The organism is Leptolyngbya sp. CALU 1928 (genome assembly GCF_056784215.1).
This window is the reverse complement of the sequence record NZ_JBXBCE010000006.1, coordinates 50,189-67,716: the sequence shown is the minus strand read 5'-3', so window position 1 is coordinate 67,716 and position 17,528 is coordinate 50,189. Positions and strand designations below refer to the sequence as shown.

General features: G+C 49.0%; 17 protein-coding genes. 12 read left to right on the top strand and 5 right to left on the bottom strand.

Annotated features, from left to right (window positions below):
• The first annotated feature begins 5 nt into the window (after window positions 1-5).
• The 10 genes from AC1S5B_RS21410 (at window position 6) to AC1S5B_RS21365 (ending at window position 9,452) form a co-directional block, all read left to right on the top strand.
• Window positions 6-1,064 (top strand): PstS family phosphate ABC transporter substrate-binding protein, encoded by a 1,059-nt coding sequence (locus AC1S5B_RS21410; protein WP_482037729.1) that lies wholly within the window; start codon window positions 6-8, stop codon window positions 1,062-1,064.
• Between the two features lie 71 nt (window positions 1,065-1,135).
• On the top strand, window positions 1,136-2,212 hold the full coding sequence (gene arsB / locus AC1S5B_RS21405) for an ACR3 family arsenite efflux transporter (protein ID WP_482037728.1): 1,077 nt from the start codon (window positions 1,136-1,138) through the stop codon (window positions 2,210-2,212).
• 23 nt (window positions 2,213-2,235) lie between these two features.
• Window positions 2,236-2,643, top strand: a complete 408-nt coding sequence (arsC, locus tag AC1S5B_RS21400; protein ID WP_482037727.1) for an arsenate reductase, glutathione/glutaredoxin type — start codon at window positions 2,236-2,238, stop codon at window positions 2,641-2,643.
• Between the two features lie 11 nt (window positions 2,644-2,654).
• The gene (locus AC1S5B_RS21395; RefSeq protein ID WP_482037726.1) at window positions 2,655-3,587 is read left to right on the top strand and encodes a phosphatase domain-containing putative toxin; all 933 of its coding nucleotides are present in this window, start codon (window positions 2,655-2,657) and stop codon (window positions 3,585-3,587) included.
• Window positions 3,574-4,260, top strand: a complete 687-nt coding sequence (arsH, locus tag AC1S5B_RS21390) for an arsenical resistance protein ArsH (protein WP_482037725.1) — start codon at window positions 3,574-3,576, stop codon at window positions 4,258-4,260. Before AC1S5B_RS21395 ends, arsH begins: the two co-directional genes overlap by 14 nt.
• Before the next feature lie 130 nt (window positions 4,261-4,390).
• Entirely contained in the window at window positions 4,391-7,033 is a 2,643-nt protein-coding gene (locus tag AC1S5B_RS21385) for a DEAD/DEAH box helicase (RefSeq protein ID WP_482037724.1), read from the top strand.
• Window positions 7,034-7,112: 79 nt separating this feature from the next.
• On the top strand, window positions 7,113-7,991 hold the full coding sequence (gene recA, locus AC1S5B_RS21380) for a recombinase RecA (RefSeq protein ID WP_482037723.1): 879 nt from the start codon (window positions 7,113-7,115) through the stop codon (window positions 7,989-7,991).
• A 188-nt stretch (window positions 7,992-8,179) separates the two neighbouring features.
• Window positions 8,180-8,419 (top strand): hypothetical protein, encoded by a 240-nt coding sequence (locus AC1S5B_RS21375; RefSeq protein WP_482037722.1) that lies wholly within the window; start codon window positions 8,180-8,182, stop codon window positions 8,417-8,419.
• Window positions 8,420-8,473: 54 nt separating this feature from the next.
• Window positions 8,474-9,124 (top strand): hypothetical protein, encoded by a 651-nt coding sequence (locus tag AC1S5B_RS21370; protein WP_482037721.1) that lies wholly within the window; start codon window positions 8,474-8,476, stop codon window positions 9,122-9,124.
• Window positions 9,125-9,185: 61 nt separating this feature from the next.
• Window positions 9,186-9,452, top strand: coding sequence for a hypothetical protein (locus AC1S5B_RS21365; protein WP_482037720.1), 267 nt, complete (start codon window positions 9,186-9,188; stop codon window positions 9,450-9,452).
• Between the two features lie 22 nt (window positions 9,453-9,474).
• Here the strand turns inward: AC1S5B_RS21365 and AC1S5B_RS21360 are convergent, their stop codons facing one another.
• A complete protein-coding gene (locus tag AC1S5B_RS21360; RefSeq protein WP_482037719.1) occupies window positions 9,475-11,361 on the bottom strand; it encodes a type IV secretory system conjugative DNA transfer family protein in 1,887 nt (628 codons plus the stop codon).
• Between the two features lie 212 nt (window positions 11,362-11,573).
• Here AC1S5B_RS21360 and AC1S5B_RS21355 point away from each other — a divergent pair, with 212 nt between their 5' ends.
• Complete coding sequence (locus AC1S5B_RS21355) at window positions 11,574-12,677, top strand: DUF5895 domain-containing protein (protein WP_482037718.1); 1,104 nt, start codon at window positions 11,574-11,576, stop codon at window positions 12,675-12,677.
• Between the two features lie 104 nt (window positions 12,678-12,781).
• Here AC1S5B_RS21355 and AC1S5B_RS21350 read toward each other — a convergent pair whose 3' ends face one another.
• The 4 genes from AC1S5B_RS21350 to AC1S5B_RS21335 are packed head-to-tail and all read right to left on the bottom strand — an operon-like array spanning window position 12,782 to window position 16,718.
• On the bottom strand, window positions 12,782-13,381 hold the full coding sequence (locus tag AC1S5B_RS21350; protein ID WP_482037717.1) for a hypothetical protein: 600 nt from the start codon (window positions 13,379-13,381) through the stop codon (window positions 12,782-12,784).
• 25 nt (window positions 13,382-13,406) lie between these two features.
• Window positions 13,407-13,964, bottom strand: a complete 558-nt coding sequence (locus tag AC1S5B_RS21345; protein ID WP_482037716.1) for a hypothetical protein — start codon at window positions 13,962-13,964, stop codon at window positions 13,407-13,409.
• Between the two features lie 13 nt (window positions 13,965-13,977).
• A complete protein-coding gene (locus AC1S5B_RS21340; RefSeq protein WP_482037715.1) occupies window positions 13,978-16,389 on the bottom strand; it encodes a M23 family metallopeptidase in 2,412 nt (803 codons plus the stop codon).
• A gap of 23 nt (window positions 16,390-16,412) precedes the next feature.
• The gene (locus AC1S5B_RS21335) at window positions 16,413-16,718 is read right to left on the bottom strand and encodes a hypothetical protein (protein ID WP_482037714.1); all 306 of its coding nucleotides are present in this window, start codon (window positions 16,716-16,718) and stop codon (window positions 16,413-16,415) included.
• Between the two features lie 134 nt (window positions 16,719-16,852).
• On the opposite strand from AC1S5B_RS21335, the gene AC1S5B_RS21330 reads away from it, so the two are divergent.
• Entirely contained in the window at window positions 16,853-17,527 is a 675-nt protein-coding gene (locus tag AC1S5B_RS21330) for a hypothetical protein (protein ID WP_482037713.1), read from the top strand.
• The last annotated feature ends 1 nt before the right edge of the window (window position 17,528 follow it).

The window sequence follows — 17,528 nt, the reverse complement described above, 5'->3', positions numbered from 1 at the left end:
GGCGTATGGTTTTTCAAGTCAACAAAATGCTCAAAGTTCAGGCTGTTCTTACCTTGCTTGCTCTTACTCTATCAGCGTGTAGTGCGTCTACTCAATCAAATAGTGCTAGCCAAACCCAAGCCAGTCCAGTTTCTCAAAAGACTACATCAATCAAAATTGATGGCTCCAGTACCGTTTATCCCCTGACTGATGCCGTTGCTAAAGAATTTAAGCAGACAAATTCAGGGACGGAAGTAGACGTTGCCTTTTCTGGAACGACAGGTGGCTTTAGAAAGTTCTGTGCAGGTGAAACGGACATCAATGATGCCTCTCGTCCGATCTCAACCGAAGAAATTGCAGCCTGTCGGCAGGCAGGGGTTCGGTTTATTGAAATCCCCGTTGCTTTCGATGCCTTGACAGTGGTGGTGAATCCCCAAAACACTTGGGCACAATCGTTGACTGTCGAAGATCTCAAGAAGATATGGGAGCCTACTGCCGAAGGGAAAATCAAAACCTGGAACCAAATTCGCTCCGATTTTCCGAACCGTCCCCTATCTCTCTATGGTGCTGGTGGGGATTCTGGCACTTACGACTACTTTGCTGAAGTAATTACTGGTGGAGCAAAAACCCGTAGCGATTACACCGGTAGTGAAGATGACAACGTTCTGGTACGCGGTGTTGAAACCGACCCCAATGCATTAGGATTCTTCGGTCTGGCTTACTATGAGCAAAATCAGAACAAACTGAAAGCCGTTGCGATCGACGATGGGCGAGGCAAAGGTGCGGTTGCTCCATCACGTGAAGCGGTTGAGAAAGCTCAGTATCAACCTTTATCTCGTCCTTTGTTTATCTACATCAATTTGCCAAAGTCTCAACAAAATGAAGCTTTACGTGATTTTGTGACGTTCTACATGGACAATGTGCAGCGCATTGTTCAAACCGTTGGCTACATTCCATTACCCGCAGAAGCTTATGACATTGGCAAAGTGCATCTTTACAAAGGCGAACTTGGCACAGCGTATGACGGCAAGCCCCAGCCTTACCTGACTATCAGAGAAGTCCTTCAAAAAGAGCAAACATTTTAGATCAATCAACGCCCGTTTTGTTTATCTAACCAGAACTTGAGTAATTATCTTTAGCCCTTATAAGGATCTCGATGAGCCAAGCTATCAATCAATCGGTTTACAAGCGCCTCTCCTTTCTTGACCGTTACCTCACACTGTGGATTTTTCTAGCAATGGCAATCGGAGTGGCATTAGGCTACTTCGTTCCCAGCGTGGAACAATTTGTTCATCAGTTTCAGGTAGGTACAACCAACATTCCGATCGCCATTGGCTTAATTCTAATGATGTATCCGCCACTAGCTAAAGTGCGGTACGAGGAATTAGGCGATGTCTTCCGTAACGGCAAGATTTTAGGGGTATCCCTACTGCTCAATTGGGTGATTGGACCCATTTTGATGTTTTTGCTGGCAATCACGTTTCTCAGAGGCTATCCAGAATATATGGTGGGACTGATCCTGATTGGATTAGCCCGTTGCATTGCAATGGTTGTCGTCTGGAGTGATTTAGCACGAGGTAACACCGAGTACACAGCTGGACTGGTTGCCTTTAACAGCATTTTCCAGGTGATCTTCTATAGTCCCTTTGCTTGGTTCTTCTTGACCGTATTACCGCCTTTGTTTGGCTTGCAGAGCAGTGTTGTAAACGTGAGCATTGCCGAAATTGCCAAAAGCGTATTCATTTATTTGGGTATTCCGTTCTTAGCAGGATATTTTACTCGCTTCTTCTTAGTCAAAGCGAAGGGCAGAGCTTGGTATCACGAAGAATTCATTCCTAAAATTAGCCCAATCACGCTGATTGCCCTGTTGTTCACGATCGTAGTGATGTTTAGCTTGCAAGGGGAAAAGATTGTTCAAATTCCGCTTGATGTTTTACGGATTGCAGTTCCATTAGTCATCTACTTTGCCCTCATGTTCTTGGTCAGTTTCTATATGGCATGGCGGGTTAAAGCAGACTACTCGAAAGCTGCTAGTGTTGCGTTCACCGCGGCGGGCAACAATTTTGAGTTGGCGATCGCCGTTGCTGTCGCGGTGTTTGGAATTAACTCTGGCGCTGCCTTTGCCGCCGTTGTCGGACCGCTAGTAGAAGTGCCTGCTTTGATTGCGCTTGTCAATGTTGCGTTTTGGTTTGAACGGCGTTACTTCAAAGGGGCTAAATCGATCAAACTGTAACTCTATTTGGGAGAAATTTAACGATGAAGCGCGTAATGTTCGTTTGCAAGAAGAATTCGGCTCGCTCTCAGATGGCAGAGGGGTTTGCCAAGCACTTAGGAACTGGCGTGATCGATGTGACGAGTTCAGGCTTGGAGGCAAGTCAGGTCAGACCCGAAGCGATCGCCACGATGAAAGATGCTGGGGTTGATATTAGCAATCAAACCTCAAAACCTTTGAGCGATTTTAATCCAGAAGATTTTGATGTGGTTATCTCTCTCTGTGGATGTGGGGCGAATTTGCCACCTGAATGGGTTACACGGGAAGTGTTTGAAGATTGGCAACTGGATGACCCAGCAGAGCAGCCAGAAATTTTTCCGAGAGTGCGGGATGAAGTGAGAGAACGGGTGACTCGATTAATTGAATCCCTTCAAACGGCTCTTGTTAAATAAGGATCATTGCAATGGAGCTAACAATTAGTCAGCCAATCCAGGAGAATCTGTGGTGGATCATTCCAGGCAAATTAGCAGGTGTCCGAATGCCCACGTCGGAAGAATTGCCTGAGTTGCAAGCAGCGGGAGTTGGGGCGATTGTCTCTGTTTTTCATAACTCTGACAATTTGAGTCTCTATCAGGAAGCAGGTATCCCTCATCTGTGGTTGCCCATAGAAATTGATTCTGTGCCCAACCCAGTACAGATTCAGGAGTTTCAACACTTTGTTGAGAGTCAAAATCGTTCGGGTCACGCTGTTGCTGTGCATTGCAGCACTGGAAAACACCGGACAGGGACAATGTTAGCGGCATATCTGATCGGAGTCGGTTTGTCTTACGAGAGTGCAATGAAAACCATCCTGGATGCGAACCCCAGTATTGAGCTACCAAAGAACCAGGCTATTTTTCTCCAGGAGTTAGCACAGATCAAGAAATCACCCATGGAACAACCGATCGTAGAAAACCTGTGGTGGGTTATTCCAGGCAAATTAGCAGGAGTGCGGAAACCAACCGCAGAGGAAATTGCTGAGTTGAAAGCAACGGGAGTTGGGGCGATCGTGTCTGTGATGGATGATCCCTCAAATCTTGACCTGTATGAGCAAGCAGACCTACCTTACCGTTGGCTGCCCACAAAAGGAGGAACTGCACCCAGTCCGGAACAGCTTCAGGAACTGCAAAAGTTTGTAGAGCAGCAAAATCAGATTGGCAATGCGGTTGCCGTGCATTGCACCACTGGTAATCGCCGGACAGGAACCATGTTGGCAGCTTACCTCATTATTACAGGTTCATCGTATGACAACGCGACGCGTGTCATCCAAACTGCCAACCCCAATGCTGAGTTGCGAGCGGCCCAAACTACGTTTCTACAGGAGTTAGTAGGAGAAGTATCAGGTGACAGCATTTGATCATCCCCCTCGAATTTTGTTTTTGTACGGCTCCCTGCGTGAGCGTTCCTACAGCCGGTTGCTAGCAGAAGAAGCAGCTCGAATTATTCAAGAGTTTGGTGTAGAAGTAAAGTTCTTCGACCCACGAGAACTGCCGATTTACGGTAGCGTTCCAGATACTCATCCCAAAGTGCAAGAATTACGTGAGTTAAGCCTATGGTCAGAAGGACAGGTTTGGTCTAGCCCAGAAATGCATGGGCAGATCACAGGCATTATGAAAAACCAGATTGACTGGATTCCGTTGAGCATTGGGGCAGTGCGCCCCACGCAAGGGAGAACGCTAGCTGTGATGCAGGTCAGTGGCGGCTCTCAGTCTTTCAACGCAGTTAACACCTTGAGACTTTTGGGGCGTTGGATGCGAATGTTCACGATCCCCAACCAATCTTCCGTTGCTAAGGCTTATCAAGAGTTCAATGATGATGGCACGATGAAGGACTCGCCGTATCGCGATCGGGTGGTAGATGTAATGGAAGAACTTTATAAATTCACGCTGCTACTGCGGAATCAGGTCGATTACCTCACCGATCGCTATAGTGAACGCAAGGAGAAAGCTGTTAAACAAACAGTCGATGTCGCAAATAAGGCACTGGAGATAAATTCTAGCCAATCATCTTCCAAATCCCTTACAACATAAACACTTCTCAGTTCATCTAGAGTGATTTTTGACAATTCAGGCGATCGAGGCGATCGAATGCCTGTAACTGTGCAGGCATCTGCCTTCCCCTATGGGGGATGTTTGGGGGCATTGAGCGAAGCCAACGACCATGACAACGACACCGAACTACGGTGCTCTGCTCCAAAGCTTTTGGACACCACCGACGACTTCTATTGCAGAAAATCCTGATTCAACGAGCGATAGCCCCTCTGAACCAACTGATATCATTGAATTCTTGGGAGAAGACTTGCTCTGGCAGCAAACCATTCCTGCACAAGAGCCAGATTTGAAAGAGATTCCTGCTGATTTGCCGCCTGAATTGGTTGAGGCTCTTCATGCTCAGGGGATTCACCAGTTCTACTCCCATCAACTCAAGGCTTTGCAAGCCATTCGTGCAGGCAAAAGTCTGATTCTCACCTCTCCCACTGCGAGCGGCAAAACACTCAGTACCTACCCTGGTATTTTGGAAGGTTGCATGAATGAAGGGTACCGGGCATTGGCATTTTATGGACTCCGTGCACTAGCGCTGGATCAGTTTCATAAAATTTCGGAGCTGCTTTCAGGTATACCTGTTGTCTCCCGCCCTGTATTGGCAATGATGACAGGGGATGTGAAGACCGAGGAACGGGAGCAAATTCTCGCATCCGATCCCCACATTCTGGGGGTCACGCCAGAACTGATTCACTTTCAACTCAAGCAAGCCTGGAAATCGGAGCGTTGGGCAACTTTCTATCAGCAATTACGTTACGTGCTGATCGACGAAGCACATACGCTTTCAGGCAGCTATGGAGCCAATATGGCTTGGCTGATCCGTCGCATTCGGCTAGCAGTGGATCACTATGGCGGTCGCTCCAGAGAGCTGCAATTCATCTTTCTGAGTGCAACTTGTGGCAACCCGAAACAGCTTGCCCAGAAGCTGGCGGGACTGAAGCCAACTAAGCGTGATCCAAAACCTCTCATTTGGATTCATAGGAGTGGAGCTGCGGTACCCCATCGCCAGGTGGTTGTGACTCAACCCAGCTACAACCTTACGGCTGATACAGCTCGTGTTATTCAGTTCTTGTTAGCTCAAGAGAAGTCTGGGATTGCCTTCTGCAACTCGCGCCGGAGTGTCAGGGATCTAACGGGATTGCTGAAGTCAAAACAGGTGGCTGCTTTCTATGGCGGCATCAGTCCAGAGCGTCGGGCTGAAGTGGTTCAACAACTCCAGTCCGGCATCATTCAATGGATTATTGCGACGGAAGCCTTAGAAGCTGGCATTGACCTACCTGAACTGGAGTGCTGTGTTCTACGGGGCTGGCCCGGCTCCAAGATGGCATATCAGCAGCGCAGTGGTCGAGCCGGACGTGTCAAACCGGGAATGACAGTGCTGATTCCCAATGCTCTTAATCCGATTGATCGCTACATCACAGAGCATCTAGAACTGTTGATCTCTGGTGAAGCGGAGGACGTTTTCTTCAATGACGAATACCCCATCTTTGTGGCTAAACATCTGCTTTGTGCCGCAGCAGAAACGGGCATTCCCACCAGCAAAATCAAACATTACTTTGGGAGTGCTGCGATCGAGGTTGCAAAACTTTTAATGGCTCAAGGACATCTCAACAAAGGGCGTAAGGGTCTATGGGCGCGGGGCTACCCGCATAAAGATGTCAACTTTCGGGGAGGTGTGTCTCAAACGACCGTCAAACTGATGGATGCTGAGTCGGGCCAAGCACTGGAGGAAGTGTCGGAGGACATTGCCCATCGGGAAGTGCATCCCCATGCCATCTACAAACGGCAAGATGGCGACGGACAAATATTGACGTATCAGTGCATCTCGCTCGACTTGACCAGTAAGCAGGCAATTCTGAAACAAGTGCCGGAAAGTCCCCTGTTCACGGTTGCTTTTACTCAATCGGAAACCAGCAGCTTGAAGGCTTTAACCAATCCGGTCGCCTTACCGTTAAAATTTCCCAGTGCGGAGGGGAATGCTGATTTACCTGCCGTCCTAACGCTTGAACTCAGCTATGGGCAAGTCAGCCATATCACTAGCGGTTACAGTTTGATGACACAGCTCTATGAACAGACCTGTCTGAACCGACGGTGTTTGAACTACAAAGAGCCGTTACCAGACGATCGCCGCTGTCCACTTTGCAGTAAGCCAACCCGCAAGGCACTGCTGATCAAGACCCTGTCTGAAGAAAGTTTTGAGCAGCCCTACCGCACTCAATTTTCAGCCCCCATTGTCAAAGTGGCGATCGACTCCACTGCACAGGACTATCTCCAAACCTTTGCCAGGGAAGCAAGAACTAGCTTGAGTCGTAGTGGGCAGCCAATTCCACCCGGCTATCAGCAATTATGGGAGCATCCCAGTAGCCTGATCGCCATACACAGCTTTGGGCATCAAATCCTGCGATCGCTCCAATTGTTTGCCAGGGTTGACCCCAGAGAAGTCAACTTTTCAGTGGTTAAGGAAGCTGGCGATCGCAACCAGTACGCAGGCTATTTCTACGACACTAGCGACGGCGGAAATGGGGCTTCTGAAGCCGTATTCAAACATATGGCTGAACTTGCGAGTACTGCTGCTGCGATCGCCCGTGGCTGTGATTGTGATGCGGGTTGCGCCAAGTGCTTGATTCAACATGGTTGTCCCGATGGCAACACGGCTTTGCTGAAGCAACTGGGGTTAGTGTTGTTGGATGCGTTGGCAGAGCCTCTGGTTGAGAAAAACGCTTTACCCATCGCACAGACTGAGACAGAAGTTAGCCCGTGATCAACTGATCAACCGTCAGCTATCGCTGCACATCCACCGATCTTCAGAAATGGAGGTCGGTTGTTCATTCTTGAGAACGATGGCTAACAAACTGGTAAGCAAAAAATCGGATCTAGAGCAGACCCTATCAACGATCAACCGGGAATTTGGCAATGGTTCCATCATGCGCCTGGGGGATGCCAGTCATATGAGCGTGAAAACCTTCTCCAGTGGCTCAACTGAACTGGATGTGGCATTGGGAGGAGGCTATCCGAGAGGACGCATTATCGAAATTTATGGATCAGAGAGTAGCGGCAAGACCACACTGGCATTAAAGGCGATCGCCCAAATGCAAAAGCTTGGAGGTATTGCTGCCTTTGTCGATATGGAACACGCCCTCGATCCACTTTATGCCGCTGCGATCGGAGTCGATATCGATCAAATGTTGGTCAGTCAACCTAATAGCGGTGAGATGGCAATGGAAATAGTTGAACAACTGGTGCGTTCTAAGAGTGTTGATCTGATTGTGGTGGACTCCGTGGCTGCATTGGTTACAGAGGCAGAACTTCAAGCAGAGATGGGTGATTTCCCAACAACTTCCATTGCCTGGTTGATGAGCAAAGCCCTCCGGCGCTTAATGAATTGCCTGCATAGTCAATGCACCGTGATTTTTCTGAATCAACTGCGTTTCAAGATTGGTGTAGTTTACGGTAATCCTGAAACAACCACAGGAGGTCATGCACTCAAATACTATGCTTCACTGCGATTGGATACTCGCCGGATTCAGACATTGAAGCGAGGGAGTGAGGAATACGGCATTCGGGTCAAAGTTAAGGTGGCGAAGAATAAAATTGCTCCACCCTTTCGAGCGGCAGAAGTTGACATGATCTTTGGCAAAGGTATCTTCAAAGGCAATACTCTCAACGGACTTGCTGCAACCAACGGGCAATTAGACAGCGATTTACTGTTGTGTCGCTGATGATTTCAATCAAAACCAACCGCAACCTAAAACTGGATTACAACGATCTCCCACAAAAACGACAACTTCCCGAACCACAACGTTGTGGTTCAAATTTCGATCCACTTTATGCTGTCTGAATTCAGGCAGTATTTTTTCTCCCCTACCGGGGTAAATGGGCAGTTCTGATATCATTTTCAGCAACACTTATGGAACCTACTCAATTTCATCAACTCAGAAAAGCCCTTGGCACCTTCTACTGGGATAACGGATTTGAAACTTTCTGCCATGTAACCGGGTTTGATCCACAGTTCCAACATGCTCAAGAGAAGTGGCAGCAATTTTCAGCTTGCATTCAAGCAATGGGACAACTGGACGATCGCACATGGGAAACGCTTTTAGAAGCCAGTCTTGCTGCTCAACAAATTGAGCCTTTACTACCTAGATAGAGAATGCAGCGGCGACAAACGCCGCATAGGTAGGATAGTTATCCCTTCTTACCTATGGCACTTTTTACCCTGGCTGATCTGCATCAGGTTCATCAACATCAACAGCCTCTTTTGGGGTTACGCACTCATGAATCAGAATTTGCATTTGGTCCAGCCGATCCAACCAATTTCCAGTTGTTGATGAAACAGCTATTTCTGGGACTGCCAGTACAACCTCTTTTGAACGCCCACCCATTGATGGCTCGATGGGTCGCTGAAGTCCAAGAACTGGTTCCAGAGCTTTTCCAGGCTAGGAAAAAACTCTGGCTTGATGTACCAATGGTTGCTCCTCTGAGGACTGGGGACGCTCCAATTTTCATTCAAATTCAGGTTAACTATGGTCTTCGACGAGGGATGCCCAGACTTTATGAATGGGCGATTCGCTCTGCAAAACCAACCTGGCAAGATGCTGTAAAACTTTGGGTGATGGCTGTGCATTACGCCATTCCACCAGAGAAGTTATCCCTGATTGTTCTGGCACTTCATCCATCTCTACCAGCTCAAAAACTCCGATTGCAGTGGGATCAAGAACAACAAGAGCAAACGCAGCAGTGGTTAATGCAGCTTTTAACTCAGTCAACCAGTCCTCCCTGTCTTGATGTTCACAAAGAAGACGACTATTCCTTGCTACTGAACTTAGATGCGATTCCAGAAGTGCCTCTGTAGCAAGGAATTAACAGTATTTCACATCCATTTCTGCATTTAAGATAATGCGAGGTGTTTACTCATGACAACGCGATCGCCTCAATTAAACGATCCTACGCGTGCAATTCCAGTCTTGCATCCAACTGTGCCAATGCCAGAATTCTCATTCTTCCAAATTGTTAAAGTCAGGACAACCAAGGAAGTTGGAACAGTTGTTGGAATGTGGTGTGTACAAACGGAAGGACACTCCTATCAATGGCTTTATCGATTAGAAGGATTGACAGAGCGTAGTACAACCTGGTGGCAAGAATTGCAGATTCGTAGTTTGGATCGTAGACAAAATCGTTGATATGTTTGTCTTGATAACAGAGCTATTCTTGCAAACCCGGTGTCGTAAAAGTTCGTTTAGGGAAATGATTGAGTGCATCAGTCTCAACACCACTTTTTGATGACGATGCTGATGCTTCTCCTTCATCTGGAAGTGGCAGCATACGCTCTGCTTCTTCAATCCGTTCATACAAAGCTTGCGTTAATGCATCTACGTTTGGTAGAGTCACTTGACTTTCCAAAGCGGCTCTCACTTGTGCTTCCCATAGACTTTCACTTTCCTTTGCTCGTTTCTCATCCGCTTTAGAAACAGGAATAATCAGCGGATAAGGAATGGATGCCTGTCCGCCTGAACTATAGCCAGGGCTGGTGATCACGCATTTGCCTTGAGGGAATTTGAGAATCTCATCGGCGCTGATCACCGGCATTTTTTGCAGATTCTCACTCCAACTAATTGAGCGGCTCATTTGTCCACCGAGCGATCGCCCTGTCGTTCGATTCTTAATCAGCACTTCTTTTTCGCCGTACCGTTTCGAGTAATCCTCAGCCGTTTTATGATTGCCGGGATTAAATAGGACGTGAGTGCTACAGGCAGAGGCGATCGCGGCACCCATTTTGTCTCCATAAATGTCATAGAGTTGATCCAAACTTTGAATGCCCAGGATGAAGCAGGCTCCATTGGAACGGTATTCGTTAATCCACTGAGGTAGGCGATCGAGTTTGATCGAGGGCAACTCGTCTAGAGAGATAATCAACGGGTCTTTGCGGGGTGTGCTGAGATTGCCCACAATCATTAGGTGAATTGCAGCAGCCAGTAGCGGACCCACCACACTGCGACGCTCATCATCCAACTTGAATACTACGATGTCCCGTCCTTCCAAACGAGTTGGAATCGTGGATTTGCCGATAAAGGCTCGGAGCAAATCTGCTTGAATGAATGATGAGAAGGTGCCTGCGGCAGTTGTTAGGATACCAGAGATTGTTTTTTCAGCGTCCTTCGCACTGAGGAACTGCACAAAAGAGGTAGCAACCCATTCATCCAACTGTTTGGATTGCACCGCATAATCGATTCGATGCACTAAGTTGGGCAGGCGCAACACGGCGTAGAGCATTGCCATATCGGGATAGCGAGAACCTTTGACCAGTTGTAGCAATGCCTTTGCCAGCAAGTCTCCTGCCTTGGTGAAGAATTCATCGCTCCGCCCGCCATCACCCTCTCTGGCGTTGCGATTAATGACTTTACCGATTTCCCCTGCCATCACTCCATCTCGTGCATCCCGCATGTAATCCAACGGGTTAATCACGCCACTGAAAGCTTCTCCTGGTGCAAAGACTCTGACCTGATACCCATAACGCGCTGCCAAAGGTGCATGGAGGCGCATCTGATCACCCTTTTTGTCGTAGAGCAGAATGGGAAAGCCCTGTTGCATAGCACTTTCCAGCATTCGATCGATTGTGGAGTACGTTTTTCCAGAGCCAGGAGCGCCAATGACTAATGTACCTCGTTCAGAACTGGGAAACCAAACCGTTGGGGATGCTCCCAATGTCGTTTGTATTGTTGTCATCAACCCGCGCCATGCTCCTTTTGCCCAATAACGAGGTGTGCCAGACCAGAGCGTTACTTTGTTGTGTTTGCGTTCCCGAATCTGTTTGAATGACAGGCTGGTTGCAGATAGTTTCTCCGCAGTGTCGCATAGCTTGCCCGTAGTAATTTTGCCCTTACCCGATCCACTGATGCGGAGCAGCAATAATACGACCACCAACCCACCCAGCATCATCCAGCCCTGGGGATTGTTGTATTGCTGAAACATTTTGCCAAAGTCGATCGCTGCCAATGGTTGGGAATAGGACGGCACCTGAATCAAAGCAGTAGATGGGGGACTTTTACTGCCAGAAAGAGAGTTCCAATGGGTCGGCAAAGGGAGAGGCATAGCAAAAGGCTGAGATTCTAGCGAAAATCCTAACGATTGCAGGTTGGTGATTGGATCAGCTACCTGGATATTTTTTAGGGGGTGAGGCAATGCGATAGCTTGTGCTGACTTGTCAGTTCGCGATTTCCCAAGGCTCAATACCCAAATTCTGTTTCAGATAGCGTCTCAGGCTAACGCCTCAGCGTTGGGATAATTCATTTGGCTGCACTGCAATGGTTAAACCAACGAACTCTAGAAATAGCTCTACCAGCACTGCCAGAACGGGTGCTAAGACGGCTACTCCCAAATCACCAAAATCAACTGCGGCAACCAACTCTCGTGTGGCTCGAACGGGCAGGGCGGAGCCAGAAGACTTTGAGGTTGACACAGATCTATTCAGCGATGTCTACAATCAGGTGCGCCGACCGCAGTTGCCCTACGGCATTGTGGTTAATGACAAGCCAGCCGGGATTCTGATTCCGATCGATCAGTTGGAAAAGGCGGGCTGGCTTGCGATGCCGGATGAAGATGACCTCACGACTGTTACTTTCACTGAAGATGTGACGGGTCTTTTGATTACGGAAGCCCGGTTGCTCGTGCTGGCATTTGTGCCGGAATACATTCGCTACAAGTCGGATGTGGAAGACCTGGGTGGCACCGTAGTCGGACTTTATGACGAGTACCGCAATAGCCTGGACAAGAAATCGATGGATGTTTGCTCAGAACATGCGCTGTTGTTTCTGGATGAAGATAATCAACCCCTGCATACGATGCCGATCGTAGTGCGGTTCAAAAATGTCGCGCTCTGGAGCTTTAAGTCAGCCCGTGAGGAGTTCTACCGTGCCCTGGAAAAAACATTTGCTGACTACTTCAATGTGCCTTTCAGCGGCAAGAACGATCGATGGCGGAGTTTGGGAGTGTTGGAGGTGGAGTTTAAAGCCGTCAAGGAAGGGGAGGGCAAGAACAAACACGACTGCTGTAAGACGGTGGCATATACCAAACCGACGATCGAAACCTTGCCTCTCCTCTATTTGGGCACTCCTACGGCAAAGGCGCTAATCTGGCAGCAGCATGATGCGATCGCAGGCTTCACGGAACCTCAATCTCTGCCTGCCTTGCCAGGTGAGGTAGAAGCGGTTGAAGTAGAAGTATTGCCGCCTCACAAGAATGGTGCGACTGGTAAAGCTCTGAATACCAAACCTTCTACTAAATCTCCCCGAAAGATCAAACCGATTGAAGAGGATGAAGATTTCCTGGATGAGCTGGAGGAATCGGATGCGGAGCTAGACGATGAGGACTTTGATTTCGATGACGATGGACTGGATGATGACGAGTAATTCAGTCCATCCCTGTGAGATATTCTGAATGAATTTCTGCTGTGGCTAAACTGGCCATAGCAGCTTTTTTACCTGCTGCTGAGGGACTAATAATGGAAGTAATTTCAGGATATGAAAAGTTGACTATCAGCAAGCTGGTAGCGATCGCCATTAAAGCAATAATTCAACTGTCGTAAGCGATCGCCTTCCATCTGTAACACCTCCAGACAGGGCAAGGCTTGACCTCGGTTTTCTCCTACTTGAAATAGCGATTTATTCGCTGGAAGGTTAGGGTTGAGATAATTCTGGAATACTTCTACTGTGGGTTGATTCTCTCTTAACCAGTAGCCAGCGTAGAGACAGCCCAAGGCTCCACACAAATTGGGAGTATTGAAATTAAACAGTGTCAGTTTGCCTGCCTTTCCGTCTACATTCCAGGCAAGCAGGTTTTCTTTGGCTTGTGCCATGTCCAGATCAGTGTTCGCTTGAATCACTTGTTCTAAAACAGGTTCAGGAACTACTGATGTTGCTTTTTGCCAGGGAACCGTTGCTGCACTGGAACTACAACCTGCCACTCCAATAAGTACCGATAACAGCAGAAAAAGGCTAAAACCGACGCGAAACCAGTATCCCACCTGCCATAACCAGTAAGGTGGTGCAGGGATGGTGGATGTGCTCAGTTCTTGCTGCTGAGTTGGAGCCAGTTTTGAAGCTGAATCTGTCATAGCGGGTTTCCTTTTCAACTTGTACTCACTGCTGAACCTGAACATTGGCGGGAACCGTAATGCCTAACTGCCGGAGTGCCCAGATTTCCTCTGCAAACCAGGCAGGATTTCGAGTTGAGGCTGCGCCCTGGTTGACCTGTTGCTGAAAACGCTCTTTACCAAGGCGCTGAATCTCGCGCCGGAATCGTGCCAGTGTCAATTGTTGAGCAACGGACTGGGGCACAACACTTGCAAAGGGAACGCGATCGCCCATTGGGTTAAAAAACACTTCCTCGCAGCGTCCATTTGTAACTGCGATGATCAGATTAGTTGGTGCTTGGCTATTTTCGGTATAGGTTGCCAGCAAGTAATAGTCCTTGCCCTGTAAGCGACTAGAGCCGATCAGTTCACTCCGAACAATAGGTTGTCGGGTTTGTTGGGGAATACAACGACTGACGGTTTCTGGGATTCCAGGGGTTTGAGCGTCAAGCGGAAGATACCCTAACCCTATAGTGAGCAGCATACCCACCGCTAAAGGTAGCCAGAAGGTTGCAGTCAAACGTCTGCCAATGGATCTCAGTGAAAATTGCTGCTGGGGTTGCATGATTGATTCCTCCCTAAAATTGAACCCGCTGTCTAGGATTGATGGAAGAGCCGCTGCGCCAGTTGCCAGGGGTAGCACCTTCAATCACTTCAAAGTGGAGGTGGGGTCCAGTGCCCAAGCCGCTTTGTCCACTACGGGCGATCGCCTGCCCCTGCCGAACAGCCGTGCCAGTGCTCACGTCCATTGAATCCAGGTGAGCATAGAGCGTCATCCTGCCATTGGCATGTTCCACAATCATGGTCTTGCCATAGCCCGATAACCAACCTGCGTAGAGAACCTTGCCACCATCAGCCGCCCGAACCGGTGTCCCGATCGGTGCGCCAATATCAATGCCAGCATGATTAGAGCTACAACTGGCACAGGGACTGGAGCGAGAACCAAACTCACTGGTCACTGGAAAGCCTGGAGCAGGGTTAGTTAGCTTTCCGGTGGCTTGTCCGGGTGTCCCACTGTTCGAGGTCGTATCATTGCTTTTTGTTCCAGAGGCATTAGCAGTTGTCAGCGTTGCGCTGGGAGCACAGGTGAGTGTGCCATTGCCACCGTTGCGATAGCGAGTCACAGCAGCGCGACCGTAATCTCGTAGACTCAGCCGACCCAACGCATCGGAGCTTCCCCCATCCACACGGCTGTAGTCACCACCGAAGTGTTTTTGGGCAACTCGTTCTAGGAGCCGATCGCCCGTAAAGGGTTGTCCTGTCGTTGGATCAATCTGTCCTCGCGTCACCTGAATTTTATTGGCAAGGTCTGCCATAAAGGCACGATCCTGATCAGCAGGTGGAAAGAATTGAAACAGTTCTGCTTCAGTAGGTTGGTAGCCCTGTCCAATGCGATTTAAGAATCCCTGCCCGCCTGGCTTTGCAGCAATTAACTGGACTGCATAGGGGTTGTAACTCATGAACTGGTAGCGACCTAACCCCCGTCCACAATTGCTTCCGCCATCCGCACATGTATGAACTCCGACTGCCTGGTAACCGCCACTTCCAGCACTTTCGATGCTGGCGATCGATTCTGCCAGTGCGTTTAGATCAATGCCTTGCATGGACTGTGCTGATACAGGCTGACTACTGCCGTCTAAAGAACAGGGGTTGCCCTCATTTTGATTCCCAGCCCCAGTTCGGCTACTTCCGGACTCTTGGCTAGCCCCAGTGGGTTGAGAGGCAGCGGCAGCTCGTTGATCGCTCAAATCGCCGACAAACATCAAAGCATTAACTTTGTAGGTAAAGAACGGCACCGGACCAATGAAATAGGGTGTACAGCCCAGCGCGTTAGCACAGAAACGGAAGAATAGGGCAGTGTCTACGGTATCCGTGGGTTCATCCGGCTCCATCACCACGACTTTGAAAGCAGAACCGAAGGGCAAGCGTCCTGTAGGTTCTCGACCACCATTCACCGATCGCAAAACGCCCCAACCACCCTGGACTTCCTGATATTTTCCTGAGATCCATTGCTTTCCTTCCAGCCTGCCACGCGCACTACGTCCAGCGTTCTCCAGATCATCCAGTTCAACATAGGCGCAATCGGTTTCAGCACAGGGCACAGAAAAGCCCTGAACATCAGAGCCAGAAATGGTGTTGTTGCGTTGTGCCTCTGCTGGACCATATACCTGATCGATACGCATGACTAGACTACCCAGTTCAGCAATTGGGTTGGGCATTGACCCTAATGGCACCTGACCCAACCCTGGAATACCTTTCACAAAGCTGTTCATCCAGCCCTCAAATTGTTGGAGCTGAACGGCTTCCAGGTTGGGAATGGAGCTGACAGGAAAGCGAGAAAGATCAATCTCCTTTAAGCGTAGCTGTCCAATCTGGGGATTCTGTGCCAGCACTTCAGCCAGGGTTTGATCAGAGACATTAATGCCGACGGCTTTGGCAGCGAGAAGAGCCGCGACAGGGGCGATCGCCCGGACATTGGTTTGTGCCAGACCCGGCACCACTTTTGCTAAATGGCTCAGGGTTTGATCGGCTGCCAGCGTAAACGCACTCAAGGCAACTTGGTTGAGATCGAGATTGGTGAGTTGAGCGATCGCCCCCGGTGAAAAGACCTCTGCTTGCAATGCTTGTGAAATGTCCCCTAGCTTCAAATACTGATCGGGAGTCATGCTAGCGCTCCAATTGCGGCTCAGATCGTACCCTAAAGTTTGGCTGTAGGGCTTGCCATCTATGGAGCCAGAGCGACTAATACCCGGCATCTGTGACAAAGAGATTCGGTTCCAGTCGGGCAACAAAACTTGCGTTGCAGGCAATCCAGATTGACTCCCTGCAATTTCTAGAATTCGCGTGGGTAGGCTGCCGTCGTCGATCGTTCGAGCAGACGCAGGTGCAACCAGCCCGCAAAGGTCAATGACAATCAAGCACAGCGAAATGATCCATGCCAGAACACGCTGCCTTTTGAAGCCGTCTGGCATTCTCAGTGGGGTATTCATGACAGTAGAAAGGGTTGAGGGAATTAAAGCTCCAGTTCGGGTGCAGAAAAGGTACGCTCTGTTTTCGACTGGTAAGCAGAACCCTTGCCATAGCCTTTTAAGTGAGGGTTGGGGTTGGCGGCTGATTCTGAGTAAGGCGTATCGCCAAAATTTTGTTCAAAGATGTTTTCCTGATAGCCATCACTGAAGTGATCGGTTTGCCAGGGATTGGTGCCTGCCCCAGTGATCGATTGTTCGCCACTAGCGACAGAGGTTTGATAACCACCCGTTTGGTAACCGCTACTACTGTCAGAATTGGCATTGAAATCGGGGGTTGATTCAGTGTTCATCGCGCAAGCATCCATACGAAACGATATGCTTGCCAGCCTATAAAGCCAGACCTGGGAGTGACCTCAACCAGGTGGATAACAACGCTCCAGCCAATTGGCTGTTTGTAGGGACATTCCTACAGGAGGCTTGCGCTGTGGATCAACTGAGTTTTATTCCCGAAGAGTTGGTGCGAACCCTTCAACAAGGGAAAGATGCTGCTAACCCAGATACCCGTTGCTCATCTAGCACGCTGGAAATGTTGCGCCTTTTGGCATCCCTCGATGTTCCCAAAGAATTGCTAGCGTGCATGTTGGAAATGGCAGAGTTTTCCATCCATCATGTCCGTTATCTAGTAGGACCATTGGTATTACATCGAAGTCTGTGGGGTGATGCAACTCCAGGTTGGTTAAAGGTTGCCTGTGTGCAAGATCGGTTTGAACTCATCCTTTCCGAGTATGAACAGGAGCAAGTTGGAGACTACGCTACACCTACGGAAGTATTAGCTTATATGATGCCTGCCACGATGGAAGCGCCGATGCATCGAAATTATGTTGATCTCTATCTTTGGTCGGGAAATGAGGTCATGAAAAAACACAATCGGTTGCCCGAAAACGCAACCAGTTTTTATGAGTTGATTGGTGGGCATCCGATTGAATTCAGCACAGTCAAAAATGATTTTCAAGATCTGAGCCGATCAATTCGTCGAAGCGTGGTGAAGCACGCAGCTCAACAGGGATGGGGAAAGCGGCGCAATCGAGCAAAGGTAGAAGCAATCGCGGCTGACCCAGCTCAAGTATCTGATCAGCCAGAACAGGTCAGTTTGTTCTGAA